17 protein-coding genes are annotated in these 18,959 nt (G+C 62.0%); 7 read left to right on the plus strand and 10 right to left on the minus strand.

All coding sequences use genetic code 11. The features are described from left to right. Nucleotides 1-80: 80 nt before the first annotated feature. The 5 genes from prpF to ACK59Z_RS09485 form a co-directional block, all read right to left on the minus strand. Nucleotides 81-1,271 (minus strand): 2-methylaconitate cis-trans isomerase PrpF, encoded by a 1,191-nt coding sequence (gene prpF, locus ACK59Z_RS09465; protein WP_108079072.1) that lies wholly within the window; start codon nucleotides 1,269-1,271, stop codon nucleotides 81-83. Between the two features lie 65 nt (nucleotides 1,272-1,336). Beyond that, the gene (gene acnD / locus ACK59Z_RS09470) at nucleotides 1,337-3,925 is read right to left on the minus strand and encodes a Fe/S-dependent 2-methylisocitrate dehydratase AcnD (protein WP_019752043.1); all 2,589 of its coding nucleotides are present in this window, start codon (nucleotides 3,923-3,925) and stop codon (nucleotides 1,337-1,339) included. 161 nt (nucleotides 3,926-4,086) lie between these two features. Continuing rightward, nucleotides 4,087-5,214 carry a 2-methylcitrate synthase gene (gene prpC / locus ACK59Z_RS09475; protein WP_003250313.1) on the minus strand — a complete coding sequence of 376 codons (1,128 nt, stop codon included), beginning with the start codon at nucleotides 5,212-5,214 and terminating at the stop codon, nucleotides 4,087-4,089. 60 nt (nucleotides 5,215-5,274) lie between these two features. After that, nucleotides 5,275-6,165 carry a methylisocitrate lyase gene (gene prpB, locus ACK59Z_RS09480; protein WP_003250310.1) on the minus strand — a complete coding sequence of 297 codons (891 nt, stop codon included), beginning with the start codon at nucleotides 6,163-6,165 and terminating at the stop codon, nucleotides 5,275-5,277. Then, nucleotides 6,162-6,878: a GntR family transcriptional regulator gene (locus tag ACK59Z_RS09485; protein ID WP_003250308.1), complete on the minus strand. Its 717-nt coding sequence runs from the start codon at nucleotides 6,876-6,878 to the stop codon at nucleotides 6,162-6,164. Before ACK59Z_RS09485 ends, prpB begins: the two co-directional genes overlap by 4 nt. A 306-nt stretch (nucleotides 6,879-7,184) precedes the next feature. Here ACK59Z_RS09485 and ACK59Z_RS09490 point away from each other — a divergent pair, with 306 nt between their 5' ends. From ACK59Z_RS09490 to ACK59Z_RS09510, 5 genes are all read left to right on the plus strand, one after another. Further along, complete coding sequence (locus ACK59Z_RS09490; protein ID WP_010953297.1) at nucleotides 7,185-7,721, plus strand: ATP-dependent zinc protease; 537 nt, start codon at nucleotides 7,185-7,187, stop codon at nucleotides 7,719-7,721. Nucleotides 7,722-7,726: 5 nt separating this feature from the next. Next, a complete protein-coding gene (locus ACK59Z_RS09495) occupies nucleotides 7,727-9,262 on the plus strand; it encodes an inactive transglutaminase family protein (protein WP_003250305.1) in 1,536 nt (511 codons plus the stop codon). Continuing rightward, a complete protein-coding gene (locus ACK59Z_RS09500; protein ID WP_409292881.1) occupies nucleotides 9,262-10,242 on the plus strand; it encodes an alpha-L-glutamate ligase-like protein in 981 nt (326 codons plus the stop codon). The genes ACK59Z_RS09495 and ACK59Z_RS09500 overlap by 1 nt, the downstream gene beginning before the upstream one ends. Before the next feature lie 208 nt (nucleotides 10,243-10,450). Continuing rightward, on the plus strand, nucleotides 10,451-11,791 hold the full coding sequence (gene pabB, locus ACK59Z_RS09505; RefSeq protein WP_108191163.1) for an aminodeoxychorismate synthase component I: 1,341 nt from the start codon (nucleotides 10,451-10,453) through the stop codon (nucleotides 11,789-11,791). An 80-nt stretch (nucleotides 11,792-11,871) separates the two neighbouring features. Continuing rightward, nucleotides 11,872-12,606 (plus strand): phosphoadenylyl-sulfate reductase, encoded by a 735-nt coding sequence (locus tag ACK59Z_RS09510; protein ID WP_108191164.1) that lies wholly within the window; start codon nucleotides 11,872-11,874, stop codon nucleotides 12,604-12,606. Nucleotides 12,607-12,731: 125 nt separating this feature from the next. Here ACK59Z_RS09510 and cysB read toward each other — a convergent pair whose 3' ends face one another. The 3 genes from cysB to ACK59Z_RS09525 all read right to left on the minus strand — a co-directional run bounded on the left by cysB (nucleotide 12,732) and on the right by ACK59Z_RS09525 (nucleotide 15,404). Further along, on the minus strand, nucleotides 12,732-13,706 hold the full coding sequence (cysB, locus tag ACK59Z_RS09515) for an HTH-type transcriptional regulator CysB (RefSeq protein ID WP_003250297.1): 975 nt from the start codon (nucleotides 13,704-13,706) through the stop codon (nucleotides 12,732-12,734). 128 nt (nucleotides 13,707-13,834) lie between these two features. After that, nucleotides 13,835-14,332: a universal stress protein gene (locus tag ACK59Z_RS09520; protein WP_003250295.1), complete on the minus strand. Its 498-nt coding sequence runs from the start codon at nucleotides 14,330-14,332 to the stop codon at nucleotides 13,835-13,837. Between the two features lie 124 nt (nucleotides 14,333-14,456). Next, nucleotides 14,457-15,404, minus strand: a complete 948-nt coding sequence (locus tag ACK59Z_RS09525) for a putative 2-dehydropantoate 2-reductase (protein WP_108191165.1) — start codon at nucleotides 15,402-15,404, stop codon at nucleotides 14,457-14,459. Between the two features lie 232 nt (nucleotides 15,405-15,636). On the opposite strand from ACK59Z_RS09525, the gene ACK59Z_RS09530 reads away from it, so the two are divergent. Then, nucleotides 15,637-16,713, plus strand: a complete 1,077-nt coding sequence (locus tag ACK59Z_RS09530; RefSeq protein ID WP_003250292.1) for a 3-deoxy-7-phosphoheptulonate synthase — start codon at nucleotides 15,637-15,639, stop codon at nucleotides 16,711-16,713. 70 nt (nucleotides 16,714-16,783) lie between these two features. Here the strand turns inward: ACK59Z_RS09530 and ACK59Z_RS09535 are convergent, their stop codons facing one another. Continuing rightward, nucleotides 16,784-17,065 carry a GNAT family N-acetyltransferase gene (locus ACK59Z_RS09535; RefSeq protein WP_003250290.1) on the minus strand — a complete coding sequence of 94 codons (282 nt, stop codon included), beginning with the start codon at nucleotides 17,063-17,065 and terminating at the stop codon, nucleotides 16,784-16,786. 507 nt (nucleotides 17,066-17,572) lie between these two features. Between ACK59Z_RS09535 and ACK59Z_RS09540 the strand changes: the two genes are divergently transcribed. Beyond that, complete coding sequence (locus tag ACK59Z_RS09540; protein WP_003250288.1) at nucleotides 17,573-17,824, plus strand: Lpp/OprI family alanine-zipper lipoprotein; 252 nt, start codon at nucleotides 17,573-17,575, stop codon at nucleotides 17,822-17,824. A gap of 132 nt (nucleotides 17,825-17,956) precedes the next feature. Here the strand turns inward: ACK59Z_RS09540 and ACK59Z_RS09545 are convergent, their stop codons facing one another. Continuing rightward, nucleotides 17,957-18,934, minus strand: coding sequence for a L,D-transpeptidase family protein (locus ACK59Z_RS09545; protein ID WP_108191166.1), 978 nt, complete (start codon nucleotides 18,932-18,934; stop codon nucleotides 17,957-17,959). Between the last annotated feature and the right edge of the window lie 25 nt (nucleotides 18,935-18,959).

Raw genomic sequence — 18,959 nt, forward strand, 5'->3', positions numbered from 1 at the left:
GGTTACCCTGTGGGAGCGGGCAAGCCCGCGAAGGGCCGCACAGCGGCCCCAACGAACTAAAGCCGAGCGCCAGTGGTGCGTTAGAAGCTATCGCCAGGCACGCGAACCCAGCCCTCCATCAGCACGCGAGCACTACGGCTCATGATTGCCTTGGTTACCGTCCACTCACCCTCCACCTGGCGCGCCTGGGCCCCAACCCGCAAGGTGCCCGAGGGGTGGCCGAACCGTACGGCACTGCGCTCACCCCCACCAGCAGCAAGGTTGACCAGCGTACCCGGAATGGCCGCTGCGGTGCCGATTGCCACCGCCGCCGTTCCCATCATGGCATGGTGCAGCTTACCCATCGACAACGCCCGCACCAGCAGATCGATGTCGCCCGCCTGCACCGCCTTGCCACTGGACGCAGTGTAGGTGCTCGGCGGCGCGACGAACGCCACTTTCGGCGTGTGCTGACGCCCGGCAGCCTGATCGACGTTGTCGATAAGCCCCATGCGCACAGCGCCGTAGGCGCGAATGGTCTCGAAGCGCAGCAGCGCCTGCGGATCGCCGTTGATGGCGTCCTGCAGTTCGGTACCGGTGTAGCCGATATCGGCAGCATTGACAAAAATGGTCGGGATACCGGCATTGATCATGGTCGCCTTGAACGTACCGATCCCCGGCACTTCCAGGTCATCGACCAGCTTGCCAGTGGGGAACATGGCACCGCCACCGCCGTCTTCATCGGCTGCAGGGTCAAGAAACTCCAGCTGCACCTCGGCCGCCGGGAAGGTGACCCCGTCCAGCTCGAAGTCGCCGGTTTCCTGCACTTCACCTTCAGTGATCGGGACGTGGGCGATGATGGTCTTGCCGATATTTGCCTGCCAGATACGCACGGTGGCGATACCGTTGCGCGGAATACGCGCCGGGTCGACCAGCCCACTGCTGATGGCAAACGAACCGACCGCAGCGGACAGGTTGCCGCAGTTGCCACTCCAGTCGACGAAGGCCTTGTCGATGCTGACCTGGCCAAACAGGTAGTCGACATCGTGTTCGGGCTTGATGCTTTGCGACAGGATGACGGTCTTGCTGGTACTGGACGTGGCGCCGCCCATGCCGTCGATCTGCTTGCCGTAAGGGTCGGGGCTGCCGATTACCCGCAGCAGCAGTGCGTCGCGAGCGGGGCCTGGAATTTGCGCCTGCTCGGGCAGGTCTTGCAGGCGGAAGAACACGCCTTTGCTGGTGCCGCCGCGGATGTACGTGGCGGGGATTTTGATCTGGGGTACATGTGCCATTTTCTTGGGCATCCTGATAGTCCGGTGAAATACCCTGGGGCCGCTTTGCGGCCCCCGATTCATGCTCAGGCGGTCGCTTCGAGGAAGTCCTGGGCAAAGCGCTGCAGCACCCCGCCCGCTTCGTAGATCGACACTTCCTCGGCGGTGTCCAGGCGGCAGGTCACCGGTACCTCCAGGCGCTCGCCATTGGCACGGGTAACCACCAGGGTCAGGGTCGCCCGTGGCGTACGCGCACCCAGCACGTCATAGGTTTCGCTGCCATCCAGGCCCAGGGTCTTGCGGTCGGTGCCCGGCTTGAACTCCAGCGGCAGCACGCCCATGCCTACCAGGTTGGTGCGGTGAATACGCTCGAAGCCTTCGGCCACGATCGCCTCGACACCCGCCAGGCGCACGCCCTTGGCCGCCCAGTCGCGCGACGAACCCTGGCCGTAGTCGGCACCCGCAACGATGATCAGCGGCTGCTTGCGCTGCATGTAGGTCTCGATCGCCTCCCACATGCGGGTAACCTTGCCTTCCGGCTCGATACGCGCCAGCGAGCCCTGCTTCACGCTGCCATCGTCGTTGCGCACCATTTCGTTGAACAGTTTGGGGTTGGCGAAGGTGGCGCGCTGGGCGGTCAGGTGGTCGCCACGGTGGGTAGCGTAGGAGTTGAAGTCTTCTTCCGGCAGGCCCATTTTCGCCAGGTATTCACCGGCGGCGCTGTCGAGCATGATCGCGTTGGACGGCGACAGGTGGTCGGTGGTGATGTTGTCCGGCAGCACCGCCAGCGGGCGCATGCCGCGCAGGGTGCGCTCGCCGGCCAGGGCCCCTTCCCAGTAGGGAGGGCGGCGGATGTAGGTGCTCATCGGGCGCCAATCATACAGCGGCGCAACTTTCGGCCCGCGGTCTTCCTCGATGGCGAACATCGGGATGTAGACCTTGCGGAACTGCTCCGGCTTGACCGCAGCACGCACCACCGCATCGATCTCTTCGTCGCTGGGCCAGATGTCCTTGAGGCGGATTTCCTTGCCGTCGACCACCCCCAGTACATCCTTCTCGATGTCGAAGCGGATGGTACCGGCTATGGCGTAGGCGACCACCAGCGGTGGCGAAGCCAGGAAGGCCTGCTTGGCGTACGGGTGGATACGCCCGTCGAAGTTGCGGTTACCCGACAACACGGCAGTGGCGTACAGGTCGCGGTCGATGATTTCTTGCTGGATCACCGGGTCCAGGGCGCCGGACATACCGTTGCAGGTGGTGCAGGCGAAGGCGACGATGCCAAAGCCAAGCTGCTCCAGCTCCTTCTCCAGCCCTGCCTCCTCCAGGTACAGCTGCACCGCCTTGGAGCCGGGTGCCAACGACGACTTGACCCACGGTTTGCGGGTCAGGCCCAGCTTGTTGGCATTGCGCGCAATCAGGCCTGCGGCAATCACGTTGCGTGGGTTGCTGGTGTTGGTGCAACTGGTGATGGCAGCGATGATCACCGCGCCGTCCGGCATCTGCCCCGGCACTTCTTCCCAGCTGCCGGCGATGCCTTTGGCCGCCAGGTCGCTGGTGGCGACGCGGGCATGCGGGTTGGACGGGCCGGCCATGTTGCGTACCACGCTCGACAGGTCGAAGCTCAGGGTGCGCTCGTAGACGGCGCCGCCCAGGCTGTCAGCCCACAGGCCGGTGGCCTTGGCGTAGGTCTCCACCAGTTTGACCTGCTGCTCTTCACGGCCGGTCAGGCGCAGGTAGTCGATGGTCTGCTGGTCGATGGCGAACATCGCCGCCGTGGCGCCGTATTCCGGGGCCATGTTGGAAATGGTGGCGCGGTCGCCCAAGGTCAGGGCACGGGCACCCTCGCCATGAAACTCCAGGTAAGCGCCGACCACTTTCTGCTTGCGCAGGAATTCGGTCAAGGCCAGTACCAGGTCGGTGGCGGTGATGTTCGGGGCCAGTTTGCCAGTCAGCTCGACGCCGACGATTTCCGGCAGGCGCATCCAGGAGGCGCGGCCGAGCATCACGTTTTCGGCTTCCAGGCCGCCTACGCCGATGGCGATCACACCCAGTGCATCGACATGCGGCGTGTGGCTGTCGGTGCCGACGCAGGTGTCCGGGTAGGCGACACCGCGGTCGCTGTGGACCACCGGCGACATCTTCTCCAGGTTGATCTGGTGCATGATGCCGTTGCCCGGCTGGATCACGTCGACGTTCTTGAACGCCTTCTTGGTCCAGTTGATGAAGTGGAAGCGGTCTTCGTTGCGGCGGTCTTCGATGGCGCGGTTCTTTTCGAAGGCCTGCGGGTCGAAACCACCGCACTCGACGGCCAGCGAGTGGTCGACGATCAGTTGCACCGGCACCACCGGGTTGACCTGGGCCGGGTCACCGCCTTTGTCGGCAATGGCGTCACGCAGGCCGGCAAGGTCGACCAGCGCAGTCTGGCCAAGGATGTCATGGCACACCACGCGGGCCGGGAACCACGGGAAGTCGAGGTCGCGCTTGCGCTCGATCAGTTGGCTCAGCGAGGCATCGAGCGTAGCAGGATCGCAGCGGCGCACCAGGTTCTCGGCGAGCACGCGGGACGTGTATGGCAAGCCGTCGTAGGCGCCGGGCTTGATCGCCTCGACCGCCGCGCGGGCATCGAAGTAGTCCAGGTCGGTGCCTGGCAGGTGCTTGCGGTATGCAGTGTTCATCATGGAATCAGGCTCGGTCACAGGGTTCGGAAGGTTTCACCGTACCTGTGGGAGCGGGCGTGCCCGCGAATGCGTCAGCAGGTGCACAGTGGTTGCAAGGCCGGCGCATTCGGGGGCACACCCGCTCCCACAAGGGGAACGGGTTGCCTCTCTATAGCTATTCAGCGCTGCTCGATCGGCACGAACTGGCGCTGTTCGACGCCGACATACTCGGCGCTCGGGCGGATGATGCGGTTGTTGGCGCGCTGCTCGAAGACGTGCGCCGCCCAGCCGGTCAGCCGCGAGCAGACGAAGATCGGGGTGAACAGCTTGGTCGGAATGCCCATGAAGTGGTACGCCGAGGCATGGTAGAAGTCGGCGTTGGGGAACAGGCGCTTCTGCTCCCACATGGTCTTGTCGATGGCTTCGGACACCGGGTACAGCACCTTGTCACCCACTTCGTCAGCCAGCTGCTTCGACCAGCCCTTGATCACCTCGTTGCGCGGGTCGGACTCTTTGTAGATGGCATGGCCAAAGCCCATGATCTTGTCTTTGCGCTCGAGCATGCGCAGCAGCTCGGCGGTGGCTTCCTGCGGGCTCTGGAAGCGTTCGATCAGTTCCATCGCAGCCTCGTTGGCACCGCCGTGCAGCGGGCCACGCAGCGAGCCGATGGCTGCGGTAACGCAGGAGTACAGGTCAGACAGGGTCGAGGCGCAGACGCGGGCAGTGAAGGTCGAGGCGTTGAATTCGTGTTCAGCGTAGAGAATCAGCGACACGTTCATGACCTTGACGTGCAGCTCGCTCGGCTTCTTGCCGTGCAGCAGGTGCAGGAAGTGGCCACCCAAGGTGTCTTCATCAGTGGTGCAGTCGATGCGTACACCATGGTGGGTGAAGCGGTACCAGTAGCACATCACGGCCGGGAACAGCGCCAGCAGACGGTCGGTCTTGTCGCGCTGGGCTTCGAAGGTCAGTTCTGGTTCGAGGGTGCCCAGTACCGAGCAACCGGTGCGCATGACGTCCATCGGGTGGGCATCGCGCGGGATGCGCTCAAGCACTTCCTTCAAGGCTTGCGGCAGGTCACGCAGGCCCTTGAGCTTGCGCTTGTAGTCGGCCAGTTCGGCCTGGGTTGGCAGCTCGCCGTACAGCAGCAGGTAGGCGACTTCTTCGAACTCGGCACCGGCCGCCAGGTCACGCACATCATAACCACGGTAGGTCAGCCCGGCACCGGCCTGGCCCACGGTCGACAGTGCAGTCTGGCCGGCCACCTGGCCACGCAGGCCTGCGCCACTGAGTACTTTTGCTTCGGCCATGGTGTTTCTCCTTTCTTGAATTTGTTATGGATGCTTTCTGGCTAATTCGGGCGCTAGCGCTTAGCCCTTCTTCTGGGCAAACAGTGCATCGAGGCTCTGCTCGAAGGCGTGATAACCAATGGCATCGTAAAGCTCCATGCGAGTCTGCATGGTGTCGATCACGTTCTTTTGCGTGCCGTCACGACGCAGTGCGGCATACACGTTCTCGGCCGCCTTGTTCATGGCGCGGAACGCCGACAGCGGGTACAGCACCAACGACACGTCGACCGAGGCCAGCTCTTCGGTTGTGTACAGCGGCGTGGCACCGAACTCGGTGATGTTGGCCAGGATCGGTGCCTTCACCCGATCAGCGAAAGTCTTGTACATCTGCAGTTCGGTGATGGCTTCCGGGAAGATCATGTCGGCGCCCGCTTCGACACACGCCTCGGCACGGTCCAGGGCGGCGTTCAGGCCTTCGACGGCCAGCGCATCGGTACGCGCCATGATCACGAAGCTGTCATCGCTGCGGGCGTCGACGGCAGCTTTGATACGGTCGACCATTTCCTGCTGGCTGACAATTTCCTTGTTGGGACGGTGGCCACAACGCTTGGCGCCAACCTGGTCCTCGATATGGATAGCGGCAGCGCCGAACTTGCTCATCGAGCGCACGGTACGGGCAACGTTGAAGGCCGAAGCGCCGAAGCCGGTGTCGACATCCACCAGCAGCGGCAGGTCGCACACGTCGGTGATACGACGCACGTCGGTGAGCACGTCGTCCAGGCCAGTGATGCCCAGGTCTGGCAGGCCCAGGGAGCCAGCGGCCACGCCGCCACCTGACAGGTAGATGGCCTTGAAGCCGGCACGCTTGGCCAGCAGGGCATGGTTGGCGTTGATGGCGCCAACTACCTGCAGCGGGTGTTCAGCGGCAACGGCGTCACGGAAACGCTGACCGGGGGTGCTCTTGACTGTCATTTCTCACCTCGTGTGCTGTTGTTGTGGGCGTCCAGGTAGTGACGCTCGATATTGCGCTTGGACGCGCCGATGTGGCGGCGCATCAGGAGTTCGGCCAGTTCGCCGTCACGGTCGGCGATGGCATCAAGAATGCGATGGTGCTCGGCAAAGGCCTGGCGTGGCCGGTTGGGGGTGGCAGAGAACTGGATACGGTACATGCGCACCAGTTGGTACAGCTCGCCGCAGAGCATCTTGACCAGGGTCTGGTTGCCGCTACCCTGAATAATCCGGTAATGGAAGTCGTAGTCACCTTCCTGCTGGTAGTACCCCAGGCCGGCCTGGAACGCGGCATCGCGCTCATGGGTGTCGAGCACCCGGCGCAGTTCGTCGATGTCGGCCTGGCTCATGCGTTCGGCGGCCAGGCGGCAGGCCATGCCTTCCAGCGACTCGCGAATTTCGTACAGCTCGATCAGTTCGGCGTGGTTGAGCGATACCACCCGCGCGCCCACATGCGGCACGCGCACCAGCAGGCGCTGGCCTTCAAGGCGGTGGATAGCTTCACGTAGCGGCCCGCGGCTGATGCCATAGGTGCGCGCCAACTCCGGCTCGGAAATCTTGCTGCCGGGGGCGATATCACCCTTGACAATGGCCGCCTGGATGCGTCGGAAGACGTTTTCGGAGAGGGTTTCCGTTTCGTCTGTCAGCACCGGGCCGGGGGTGGAAAGGTCCTGCATATTGTCGACACCTTTTAAATCTCTTCGCCAGAAACTATCGAAACGAGCCTTTCAAGTCAAAGACAAAATGAACATTGTCGACAATCGTCTAATCGCGAACTATCACCACTACAACGCTGTCAGATCGCGCACCGCTGGCGTCAAGACGTCGGCGTGATAGAATGCCGCGCCTCCGATGGGGTATGGATAGCCTGTCTGTCATGCATTCGTGCCTGTTGACAGATCAACGAGGAAGCTTGCGCAGTAATTGCCAGTCACCTTGACCTGAACCTTGCCTAGAACCTTGCAATGCACCGCGCCAGGAATATGAGACTTACACCCGTTTTATTGCTGCTATGCCTCACCCTGCTGCCGGCCCTTGGCCAGGCTGCGGGCAAGACCGTGTATGGTCTCAACGAATACGCACATCTGGGCGACCTGGACCTGGAAGTGGCCGCCAAGCTCGACACCGGTGCCAAGACCGCCTCGCTCAGCGCCCGCGACATCAAGCGGTTCAAGCGCAATGGCGAAAGCTGGGTACGCTTCTACCTCGCCATCGATGCGGCCCATTCGCACCCGATCGAACGCCCACTGGCACGCGTCAGCAAGATCAAGCGCCGGGCCGGCGACTATGATGCCGAATCAGGCAAGGCCTACACGGCCCGCCCGGTCATCGAACTCGAAATCTGCATGGGCCAGACCAGGCGCACCATCGAAGTCAACCTCACCGACCGCAGCGCCTTCCAGTTCCCGCTGCTGATCGGTTCCGAGGCGCTCAAGCACTTCGACGCACTGGTTGACCCAAGCCTTAAATATGCGGCCGGCAAACCTGCCTGTGCCACCGACGCTCCCAAAGCAGAGTAATCCCGATGCGCTCTCTCACCCTCCATCTGAAAGTCCTGATCACCGTGCTGGTGCTATTGGGCGTGGCGGTCACGGCTTATCAGATCTTCGTGCTCGGCATCCCGGTGACCGAGGATGAAACCGACGACCTGTGGAACATCGACGCCAAGGTCGAGTTCGTGGCCAGCAGCAAGGACCCGGTCAAGGTGCAGATGTTCGTGCCTCCGCTGAACCGCGACTACGTCAGCCTCAACGAGAGCTTCATCTCCAACAACTACGGGGTCAGCATCAACCGCGCCGACGGCAACCGCAAGGTTACCTGGTCGGCACGTCGCGCCAGTGGCAACCAGACCCTCTACTACCGCCTGGTACTGACCAAGCGCTACAGCAACGAGAAGACCAAGATCAAAGGCCCGACCTTCCGTGACAGCCTGGCCGTCGAGGGCCCAGAGAAGATCGCCGCTGAAGCCCTGATGGCCCCTATACGTCAGCACTCGGCCGACGTCGAGACCTTTGTCAGCGAAACCATCAAGCGGGTCAACAACCTCAACGACGACAACGTCAAGCTGCTGCTGGCTGGCGACACTTCGGCGATGAAGAAGGCCCAGGTCATCGACCTGCTGCTGTCGATCGCCCACGTACCGATGGAAAAGGTGCACACCATCCGCCTGCTGGCCGACACCCCGCAAACCCCGGAGCTGTGGCTGCGCAGCTTCAACGGTGACGACTGGCTGTACTTCAACCCGGACACCGGTGAGCAAGGCCTGCCGAGCGACCGCCTGCTGTGGTGGACCGGTGACGATAACCTGATCACCGTCGATGGCGGCAAGAAGGCCACTGTCACCTTCAGCATGAACAACAGCGAGATGAACGCCATCCGCCTGGCCAAGCTGACCGACGAGAACACCGACGCCGACTTCCTCGAATACTCGCTGTACGGTCTGCCGCTGCAAACCCAGCAAACCTTCATGATCATGGTCATGATCCCGATCGGCGTATTGGTGATCCTGGTGCTGCGCAACCTGATCGGCATCCAGACCCTGGGCACATTCACCCCGGTGCTGATCGCCCTGGCGTTCCGCGAAACCCAGCTGGGCTTCGGTATTGTGCTGTTCACGGTGATCACGGCCCTGGGCCTGTCGCTGCGCTCGTATCTGGAACACCTCAAGCTGCAGATGCTGCCACGCCTGTCGGTGGTATTGACCTTCGTCGTGGTGCTGATTGCCGCCATCAGCCTGTTCAGCCACAAGCTGGGCCTTGAACGCGGGCTGTCTGTAGCGCTGTTCCCGATGGTGATCCTGACCATGACCATCGAACGCCTGTCGATCACCTGGGAGGAGCGTGGTGGCGGCCATGCCATGAAAGTGGCCATCGGCACCCTGTTCGCCGCCTCCCTGGCACACCTGCTGATGATGGTGCCGGAGCTGGTGTACTTCGTGTTCACCTTCCCGGCGGTGCTGCTGATCCTGGTGGGCTTCATGCTGGCGATGGGCCGTTATCGCGGCTACCGCCTGACCGAACTCGTGCGCTTCAAAGCCTTCCTGAAAAAGGCTGACTCCTGATGTTTGGCCTGATCAAGACGTGGAAAGCCCTGGAGGCCCGGGGCATCATGGGGATCAACCGACGTAACGCGGACTATGTGCTGAAGTACAACAAGCGCAGCCTGTACCCGATCGTCGACGACAAGATCATCACCAAGGAGCGCGCACTGGCGGCCGGCATCCATGTGCCGGAAATGTACGGCATCATCGAGACCGAAAAAGAGATCGATAAGCTCGACCAGATCATCGGCGGTCGCAGCGATTTCGTCATCAAGCCGGCGCAAGGCGCCGGCGGTGACGGCATCCTGGTAATCGCCGACCGCTTCGAGGACCGCTACCGCACAGTGTCGGGCAAGATCATCAGCCACGAGGAAATCGAGCACCAGATTTCCAGCATCCTCACCGGGCTGTACTCCCTCGGCGGGCACCGCGACCGCGCGCTGATCGAGTACCGCGTGACCCCGGACCAGATATTCAAGAGCATCAGTTACGAAGGCGTACCGGACATCCGCATCATCGTGCTCATGGGTTACCCGGTGATGGCCATGCTGCGCCTGCCGACTCGCCAGTCCGGCGGCAAGGCCAACCTGCACCAGGGCGCCATCGGTGTGGGTGTCGACCTGGCCACCGGCGTGACCCTGCGCGGTACCTGGCTGAACAACATCATCAGCAAGCACCCTGACACCACCAACGCGGTGGACGGCGTGCAACTGCCGAACTGGGACGGCTTCATGAAGCTGGCCGCTGGCTGCTATGAACTGTGCGGCCTGGGCTATATCGGCGTGGACATGGTGCTTGACCAGGACAAGGGCCCGCTGATTCTGGAGCTCAACGCCCGCCCGGGGCTGAACATCCAGATTGCCAACGATTGCGGCCTGACTCAGCGCACCCATGCCATCGAGGCGCACATCGAAGCACTGGCCAAGGAGGGTGTGACCGAAGACGCCGAGCAGCGGGTACGGGTAGCACAGAGTCTGTTCGGGCATGTGCCCAACCGCTGAAATACAGGGGCTGCTTTGCAGCCCATTCGCAGCACAAGGTTGCTCTTGCAAGCACTGCAGTTGAATCATGCGCTTCGCTCAACCTGCAGGAACTGCCTTGTGCTGCGTATGGGCCAAACACAATGTTGAATGTCGTACCCAGCGCTAGGCGCTTTTCCTGCACAGGTCTACAATCGCCCTCCTCGCTTTTACATCGCCGTCCATACTGATGCCGACCTGCACGCTACACCCCCTGCCCTACCAACCCGACCCTGCCGCCTATTTCGCCCACCTGCGCCGGGCCCCCGGTGCGATCCTGCTCGACAGCGCCCGCCCCGGCGCCGAACGCGGGCGTTTCGACCTGCTCAGCGCCTGGCCGCTGCAACAACTGCAGGCGCAGCCCGATGAAGATGGCCGCGTCTTCCTCCAGCGCCTGCGCGCTGGCCTGGCACAACTGGGCCACGCCGACTTGCCCAACGGTGTAGAACTGCCCTTTGCCGGGGGCCTGATCGGCTACCTGAGCTACGACTTCGGCCGCCGCCTGGAACACCTGCCAAGCCTGGCCGTGGACGACCTCGGCCTGCCAGACGCACAACTGGGCCTGTATGCCTGGGCACTGGTCAGCGATCATCTGCTCGGCACCAGCCAGCTGGTGTTCCACCCGAGCCTGGCAGACGACGAACGCCAACGCCTGATCAGGCTGTTCCAGGACACCACCACCACCATCGGCGACTTCCGGCTGCTCGCACCGATGGTCGGTGACCTGGAGCCCGAGCAGTACAAAACAGCGTTCGACCAGGTACAACGCTACATCCAGGCAGGTGACTGCTACCAGATCAACCTCACCCAACGCTTTCGCGCGCCCTGCCAAGGCGATCCATGGCGAGCCTACCAGGCCCTGCGCCAGGCCTGCCCGACACCCTTCTCCGGCTACCAGCAACTGGCCGACGGCAGTACCCTGCTGAGCTTTTCGCCCGAGCGCTTCATCCGCGTCAGCCAGGGCCAGGTGGAAACCCGGCCGATCAAGGGCACCCGCCCACGCGCCAGCGACCCGGCTGAAGACCAGCGTAATGCCCAAGAGCTGCTGCACAGCCCGAAGGACCGCTCGGAAAACCTGATGATCGTCGACCTGCTGCGCAACGACCTGGGGCGCACGTGTGAGATCGGCTCAGTGAAGGTACCGGAACTGTTCAGCCTGGAGAGCTACCCCAACGTGCACCATCTGGTCAGCAGCATCACCGGCCAGCTGGCCAGCGACAAAGATGCGCTGGACCTGATCGGCGACAGCTTCCCTGGCGGCTCGATTACCGGCGCCCCGAAAATCCGCGCCATGCAGATCATCGACGAACTGGAACCCGCGCGCCGCGCGCTGTACTGCGGCTCGCTGCTGTATGTGGATATACGCGGCGAAATGGACAGTTCGATCGCCATTCGCAGCTTGCTGATCAAAGATGGACAGGTCAGTTGCTGGGGCGGCGGCGCGGTGGTAGCCGACTCGCAGTGGCAGGCCGAGTATGAAGAGTCGATCGCCAAAGTGCGGGTGCTGATGCAGACCCTGCAGGGCTTGTGAGCCCATCTAGACCACGTTTTTTTTGTTACCATCCCCCTACTACGAGCGCACAGCGCCACAGCCAAGATGGAAACCGCCTGATGAGCCAACCCTTCGACGTCGCCGCCCTGGCCGCGACCTATGCCAACAAGTCCCCGCAGGACATCCTCAAGCTTGCCTTCGAGCACTTCGGTGATGACCTGTGGATCTCCTTCAGCGGCGCCGAGGATGTGGTGCTGGTCGACATGGCCTGGAAGCTGAACAAGCAGGTAAAGGTATTCAGCCTCGACACTGGGCGCCTGCACCCGGAGACCTACCGGTTCATCGACCAGGTACGCGAAAAGTACAACCTGCCGATCGAAATCCTCAGCCCGGACCGCGCCAAGCTCGACCCGTTCGTCAAGGAAAAGGGCCTGTTCAGCTTCTACAAGGACGGCCATGGCGAGTGCTGCGGCATTCGCAAGATCGAGCCGCTGCGACGCAAGCTGGCCACCGTCAGCGCCTGGGCCACCGGCCAGCGCCGCGACCAAAGCCCGGGCACCCGCAGCCAGGTGGCAGCACTGGAAATCGACAGCGCCTTTTCCACGCCTGAGCGCACGCTGTACAAGTTCAACCCGCTGGCGCAGATGAGCAGTGAAGAAGTATGGGGTTATATCCGCATGCTCGAGCTGCCGTACAACAGCCTGCACGAGCGTGGCTTCATCAGCATTGGCTGCGAGCCATGCACCCGCCCGGTGCTGCCAAACCAGCATGAGCGTGAAGGGCGCTGGTGGTGGGAAGAGTCGACGCAGAAGGAATGCGGGTTGCATGCGGGCAACCTGATCAGCAAGGCTTGAGATAGCCCGGGCGGTCTGTAGGAGCGGGTTTACCCGCGAAGCAGGCGACGCGGTGCATGGCACCGCCTTTGCCGGTGATCGCGACCAAAGCCGCCCGCTCCCACAGCGGCCCCATCACTCCCGAATCAGTGAACCGGCAGCTCGACACCTTCGAACAACGCTTCCAGCTCTTGCTTGTTATGGCACTGAATGGCCTTGGCCATCACTTCACGGGTCAGGTGCGGGGCAAACTTCTCAATGAAGTCGCACATGAAGCCGCGCAGGAAGGTACCCCGACGGAAGCCGATCTTGGTGATGCTGGCTTCGAACAGCTCACTGGCATCCAGCGCCACCAAGTCACTGTCGAGCTTGGCGTCCACAGCCATGCCGGCAACGATACCCACGCCCAGCCCCAGGCGCACATACGTCTTGATCACGTCGGCGTCAGCCGCGGTGAAGACCACCTTTGGCGTGAGGCCACGGTGATTGAAAGCCTCATCCAGCTTTGAGCGCCCGGTGAAACCGAACACGTAGGTGACGATCGGGTACTCGGCGACGGCTTCCAGGGTCAGTTTCGGCAGCTTGGCCAGCGGGTGCCCCTGCGGCACCACAACGCAACGGTTCCACTTGTAGCACGGCATCATGATCAGATCGCCGAACAGCTCCAGCGCCTCGGTGGCGATGGCGAAATCGACCGTACCGTCCGCAGCCATCTCGGCAATCTGCATGGGCGAACCCTGATGCATGTGCAGGGACACCTCCGGATACTGCTTGATAAAGCTGCTGATAACCGGCGGCAACGCGTAGCGCGCCTGGGTGTGGGTGGTGGCGATGGACAGCGTGCCCTTCTTCTCGTTGGAGAACTCTTGGGCAATCTGCTTGATGCTCTCGACCTTGCGCAGGATTTCGCCTGCGGTATTGATGATGCGCTCACCGGCCGGGGTCACGCGGGTCAGATGCTTGCCGCTGCGGGCAAAGACTTCAACACCCAATTCGTCTTCGAGCAGGCGGATCTGCTTGCTGATACCTGGCTGGGAGGTATACAGGCTCTGCGCCGTCGCGGAGACGTTGAGGTCATGGTGCGCCACTTCCCAGATGTAGCGCAGTTGTTGAAGCTTCATAGGTTTCCCTCGGTTCAGCGATGAGTCCGCGGCAGCAGGCAGCGACGATATATAACTATATTAGTGGTTCTGGAAATAAATCTAGAACTATTTTGTTACATGCCCACGGAAATGGACTGCACCTATCTTCACGTTTTCCTACGCCCCAGATGCTGCGCCAAGGGCACCATGTACACCGGCACCGGCGACAGCTGCAGCAGCCGCACCGCCGTGCGCCCCAGCGGTACGTCCACCCCGGCACCGGCACTGTGGCTACCGAATATCAGCAGGTCGACGCTTAGCCGCTGAGCCTGGTCGAGAATCACCTGCGCCGGGTCGCCCTGACGCACACGCACGGCCTTGATCACTGCCAGGTCAGCCTCTTCGCCCAACTCGTCGCGAAAGTTTTCCAGCACACGCTGCTCTATGTTCGCCATCACTGTATTCACCCCCTGGCTGTGCAATTGATCGAGCGTCTGCTCATCGAGGTAGCTTTGCAGGAGGGATTCGGCGAACTGGCCCATCGGCTCGACCGCGTGGATCACATACAACTCGGCACCGAACGTGCGCGCCAGGGCCAGCGCGTGTTGCATCACGAAAGGGGCGTAGACACCGAGGTCGGTGGCGTACAGCATGGAGCGGATCATTCGACCTCCTCGACTGCCGCAGCGGCAGAGCAAGCTTCAGCTTAGCAGCGCGCCGGACGCTCGCTTTGCCGTCCGGCGCGCTGCCGCCGTGGGCTGGAGGGCCCCGCCGAAGCCTCGGCCACCCTCAGGCCGGCCGGTCGCTGCTGTCGATGAAACTCAGCGCTTGGTACAGCATTTCAATGCGCGGCATGCTGCAGCCTGCCGCCCGTGCGCGTGCCAGCGGCTCGGCGTAAATGGCCCCCAGCTCCAACGGGCGTTTGTGGACATGGTCGTGATACATGCTCGGCCAGTAGTCGGGCATGCGCTCGGTCACCTGGAACAAGTGCTCGGCATAGCCCTCGGGCAGTACATGGCCACAGGCTGCCGCCCCCTGCACCACCTCGGCCATCAAGGCCTGTATCAGCTCGCGGCTATTGCTGTCGGCCATCAGTGGCGAAGTGCTGGCCCCCAGCAGCACCGACAGCCCGTTGTAAGGCACGTTCCACACCAGCTTCTGCCAACGCGCCAAGGCCAGGTTCGGCATGGCCTGCGAGTCGATCCCCGCAGCCCGGAACAACCCGGCGCCTTCATTCACCAGCGCGACACCGCAATCGGTGGCCGGCCCGCTGTGATACCCCAGGTTGACCGCCCCCAGCGCCTGGTGGCGGATTACACCTGGCGCCTGGCGGTTGACGCAGATGAAGCACAGACCGCCGAGCAGGTGCATGTCGCTGCGCAAGGTCGGACGCAACTGCTCCTCGACACCCAGGCCGTTCTGCAACAGCACCACCTTGGCGCCGGGCGCAGCAGCCTGGACGATCAACGGTGCCAACTGCTCGTTGCTGGTGGCCTTGGCCCCGATCAGAAGCCAGTCACAGGGCGGCATGTCGGCGGCGCTGACGTAAGCCTGCACCCGCATGTGCAGTGCGCCATGCACGGCACTGTCCAGGCTCAGCCCGCGTTCACAAACGGCCTGGTACTCGCTGCGCAACAGAAAATGCACATCGAAACCGGCCCGGGCCAGCATCAACCCATAAAAGCCGCCGATGGCGCCACTGCCGATGATGCCGATGCGAGGGGGGTGCGAATGCATGCCAATCTCCAGGTAAAGGGTCAGCACTCTTTTTACACAGGTTACGTAGCGCTGGGCAGTCCATTCGCGCGCAACCCCCTCGCTCAGGTAAAAACCCCACAATGACTGGGTTCAGCCCATTGTCGTGCCATCTGTAACGCGCTAAGGTTCGGCTCCCCGCTGCGATTATTCTTGCTGCTGGGCCGCACGGGGATAGTTGGCGGCCGGCACCCGTGACCTGACGAGTAACACGATGGCTGATTTACCGATCGATGACTTGAACGTTGCCTCCAACGAGACCCTGATCACCCCTGATCAGCTCAAGAAGGAAATCCCCCTCAGCGCCAAGGCCCTGCAGACCGTGACTGCCGGCCGTGAAGTGGTGCGCAATATTCTCGACGGCAAGGACCATCGCCTGTTCGTCGTGGTCGGCCCTTGCTCCATCCACGACATCAAGGCAGCCCACGAATACGCCGAGCGCCTGAAAGTGCTGGCCGAAGAAGTGTCCGATACGCTGTACCTGGTCATGCGCGTGTACTTCGAAAAGCCGCGCACCACCGTCGGCTGGAAAGGCCTGATCAACGATCCGTACCTGGATGACTCGTTCAAGATCCAGGACGGCCTGCACATCGGCCGCAAGCTGCTGCTGGACCTGGCCGAAATGGGCTTGCCGACTGCCACCGAAGCGCTCGACCCGATTTCCCCGCAGTACCTGCAAGACCTGATCAGCTGGTCGGCCATCGGTGCCCGCACCACCGAATCGCAAACACACCGCGAGATGGCCTCGGGCCTGTCCTCGGCGGTGGGTTTCAAGAACGGCACCGACGGCGGCCTGACCGTTGCCATCAATGCCCTGCAGTCGGTGTCCAAGCCGCACCGCTTCCTGGGCATCAACCAGGAAGGCGGCGTGTCGATCGTCACCACCAAGGGCAACCCATACGGCCACGTGGTACTGCGCGGTGGCAATGGCAAGCCGAACTACGACTCGGTCAGCGTCGCCCTGTGCGAACAGGACCTGGCCAAGGCCAAGATCAAGGCCAACATCATGGTCGACTGCAGCCATGCCAACTCCAACAAGGACCCAGCCCTGCAACCGCTGGTGATGGAGAACGTCGCCAACCAGATTCTCGAAGGCAACCAGTCGATCATCGGCCTGATGGTCGAAAGCCACCTGAACTGGGGCTGTCAGTCCATTCCGAAAAACCTGGACGAGTTGCAGTATGGCGTGTCGATCACGGACGCCTGCATCGACTGGTCGGCGACCGAGAAAACCCTGCGCAGCATGCATGCCAAGCTCAAGGATGTGCTGCCGCAGCGTAAGCGCGGCTGAACATTGCGGGAATAAAAAACGCCGGGCACTGCCCGGCGTTTTTTTGTTGTGTCGGGTGCCTGTCGTCAGCTCAGGCCTTGCTCGAATGCCGCTGCTGGCGCTCCATGTAACGCTCCACATACGAGCAAGACGGGATCACCGTGTAGCCCATCTGCTCGGCGTACTCCAGCGCCCGCTCGGTCAGGGCGGCAGCGATCCCACGGCCGCGCAGGGCGTTGGGCACGAAAGTGCGATAGATGTCCAGCGTCTGCTTGCCCAGATCCATGTACGTCAGGTAGGCACGATGACCGTCCACGTTGGTCTCGAACTGATGACCGGCCTGGTCATGGTGGATGGTCAGCGCTTCGCTCATCACTACTCCTCGCAGGTCTTCTCGGCAGACCCTTACCTTAACCGATGGTGGTTTATCCGGCACAGAATCCTCTACGCCACCTGTTGCCGCTTCGACCATTGGACGATTGTAATCGTTCGGATCGTCTGGCACTCACAAGATAGTAGGCACCGCGAGCGGGATTGCTCAAGGTGGTGGCGCTTAAAAAAGGTCAAAACGCCGCCCGGGTGACTTTCCCAAGCCCGCGCAACAGCCACCGGATGTTCTAGGGCTTAAGACGCTGATCGACAGTTAAAGTCACCCTTAGTTCAACAAAAAAGTTCCTGTACCACAACCGCTTGCGAACCCTGCACATTTTTTTCACAGACACGTCGCAAATCTTGTCGGCGCGGAGTCAAGCAACATTTTTTTTGCAGTTCTTGCGCTCTGTCAGTTTACTTACTACAAGTAATGGGTACTATGTACGCCGGCCAGTTTCTCTTTCCTGAGAGATGGCTATTTAATAGAAAGTCCTTGAAGGGGAACACGATGAACAACGTTCTGAAATTCTCTGCTCTGGCTCTGGCCGCAGTTCTGGCTACCGGTTGCAGCAGCGTATCCAAAGAAACCGAAGCTCGTCTGACTGCGACTGAAGACGCAGCAGCTCGCGCTCAAGCTCGTGCTGACGAAGCCTACCGTAAGGCTGACGACGCAATGGCAGCCGCTCAGAAGGCTCAGCAGACCGCTGACGAAGCCAACGAGCGCGCTCTGCGTATGCTGGACAAAGCCAGCCGCAAGTAATAATCCTCACGGATTGTTAAGAAGCCGACCCACTTGTGGGTCGGCTTTTTTATTGCCTTTGAATCCGACAAACGCGGCCAGCAGGTACAAAAAGGCCTGCACTAAGGCAGGCCTGGGTGTGTCGAAATCACCTTACTGCAGTTCGGGCGGAATGCTCGACACCATCGGTGCGGCCCCTTGGTTTTCCACCGGCACGGCAATTTCTACCGGCATGCCATCTTCTGCAGCCACCACGTCACGTACCATGTCCCAGTTCATGCGTAGGTTATTGGCCAGGTCTTCACGCTTGAGCAAGGCATTGATAACTGCGGTGTGTTTGTCGACCACTGACGGGTTACCCTGGTCATCCAGCGGCGTGTGTGCCTCAAGATAGACCTTGCCGGCGCTGATACCGAACTTGTAAGGCTCGTTGATGATGCGCACTGGCGTCCCCACCGGCACCATCTTCGACAGTTCAAGCACGTTGTTGTTAAGCATGCGGAAGCAACCGTGACTGGTGCGCATGCCAATGCCGAACTTCTTGTTCGAACCATGGATCAGATAGCCCGGTACGCCCAAGGTGAACTTGAACGGCCCCAGCGGGTTGTCCGGGCCAGCCGGCACCACCGTCGGCAGGATGTCACCGTCCTCAGCGTGCTCTTTGCGAATCGAAGCGGGCGGCGTCCAGGTCGGGTTGGGCGTCTTGGCGGTGATCTTGGTGTTGGCGATCGGCGACCCCCACCCCTCGCGACCAATGCCCAGCGGGAAGGTGTACACCACGCCCTCCCCCTTGGGGAAGTAGTACATGCGGTACTCGGCCAGGTTGATGACGATGCCTTCGCGCGGCCCCGGCGGCAGAACGAAACGGGTCGGCAGGATGATCTCGGTGCCGGCGCCCGGCAGCCAAGGGTCCACGCCGGGGTTGGCGGCAATCATTTCCAGGTAGCCGAGGTCGTTTGCGGTGCCGATATCGGCGAACGTGTCCTCGTACTTTGCCTTGATCACATGCACCTGGCCGACGATGTCTTCACCGGGCGGTGGCAGTGGCAGCTCCAGCGCAGCAGCGGGACCCGCTACCAACAGGGCGGCCAGGGACAGGCTACGGGTGACGGCAGGAAAGCGCGGCAACATCCGGTAAATCCTTCGAAAGATGGGT

The organism is Pseudomonas sp. KCJK9058 (genome assembly GCF_046230975.1).
Taxonomy (GTDB): domain Bacteria; phylum Pseudomonadota; class Gammaproteobacteria; order Pseudomonadales; family Pseudomonadaceae; genus Aquipseudomonas; species Aquipseudomonas alloputida.

Bases quoted from the DNA above. Each gene is read 5' to 3' on its own strand.
- prpF (WP_108079072.1), bottom strand. From the start codon at position 1,271: ATGGCACATGTACCCCAGATCAAAATCCCCGCCACGTACATCCGCGGC.
- ACK59Z_RS09520 (WP_003250295.1), bottom strand. From the start codon at position 14,332: ATGATCCGCTCCATGCTGTACGCCACCGACCTCGGTGTCTACGCCCCT.
- ACK59Z_RS09535 (WP_003250290.1), bottom strand. From the start codon at position 17,065: ATGAGCGAAGCGCTGACCATCCACCATGACCAGGCCGGTCATCAGTTC.
- ACK59Z_RS09530 (WP_003250292.1), top strand. From the start codon at position 15,637: ATGGCTGATTTACCGATCGATGACTTGAACGTTGCCTCCAACGAGACC.
- pabB (WP_108191163.1), top strand. From the start codon at position 10,451: ATGCCGACCTGCACGCTACACCCCCTGCCCTACCAACCCGACCCTGCC.
- ACK59Z_RS09495 (WP_003250305.1), top strand. From the start codon at position 7,727: ATGCGCTCTCTCACCCTCCATCTGAAAGTCCTGATCACCGTGCTGGTG.
- ACK59Z_RS09525 (WP_108191165.1), bottom strand. From the start codon at position 15,404: ATGCATTCGCACCCCCCTCGCATCGGCATCATCGGCAGTGGCGCCATC.
- cysB (WP_003250297.1), bottom strand. From the start codon at position 13,706: ATGAAGCTTCAACAACTGCGCTACATCTGGGAAGTGGCGCACCATGAC.
- ACK59Z_RS09545 (WP_108191166.1), bottom strand. From the start codon at position 18,934: ATGTTGCCGCGCTTTCCTGCCGTCACCCGTAGCCTGTCCCTGGCCGCC.
- prpB (WP_003250310.1), bottom strand. From the start codon at position 6,165: ATGACAGTCAAGAGCACCCCCGGTCAGCGTTTCCGTGACGCCGTTGCC.
- prpC (WP_003250313.1), bottom strand. From the start codon at position 5,214: ATGGCCGAAGCAAAAGTACTCAGTGGCGCAGGCCTGCGTGGCCAGGTG.
- ACK59Z_RS09485 (WP_003250308.1), bottom strand. From the start codon at position 6,878: ATGCAGGACCTTTCCACCCCCGGCCCGGTGCTGACAGACGAAACGGAA.
- ACK59Z_RS09500 (WP_409292881.1), top strand. From the start codon at position 9,262: ATGTTTGGCCTGATCAAGACGTGGAAAGCCCTGGAGGCCCGGGGCATC.
- acnD (WP_019752043.1), bottom strand. From the start codon at position 3,925: ATGAACACTGCATACCGCAAGCACCTGCCAGGCACCGACCTGGACTAC.
- ACK59Z_RS09540 (WP_003250288.1), top strand. From the start codon at position 17,573: ATGAACAACGTTCTGAAATTCTCTGCTCTGGCTCTGGCCGCAGTTCTG.
- ACK59Z_RS09510 (WP_108191164.1), top strand. From the start codon at position 11,872: ATGAGCCAACCCTTCGACGTCGCCGCCCTGGCCGCGACCTATGCCAAC.
- ACK59Z_RS09490 (WP_010953297.1), top strand. From the start codon at position 7,185: ATGAGACTTACACCCGTTTTATTGCTGCTATGCCTCACCCTGCTGCCG.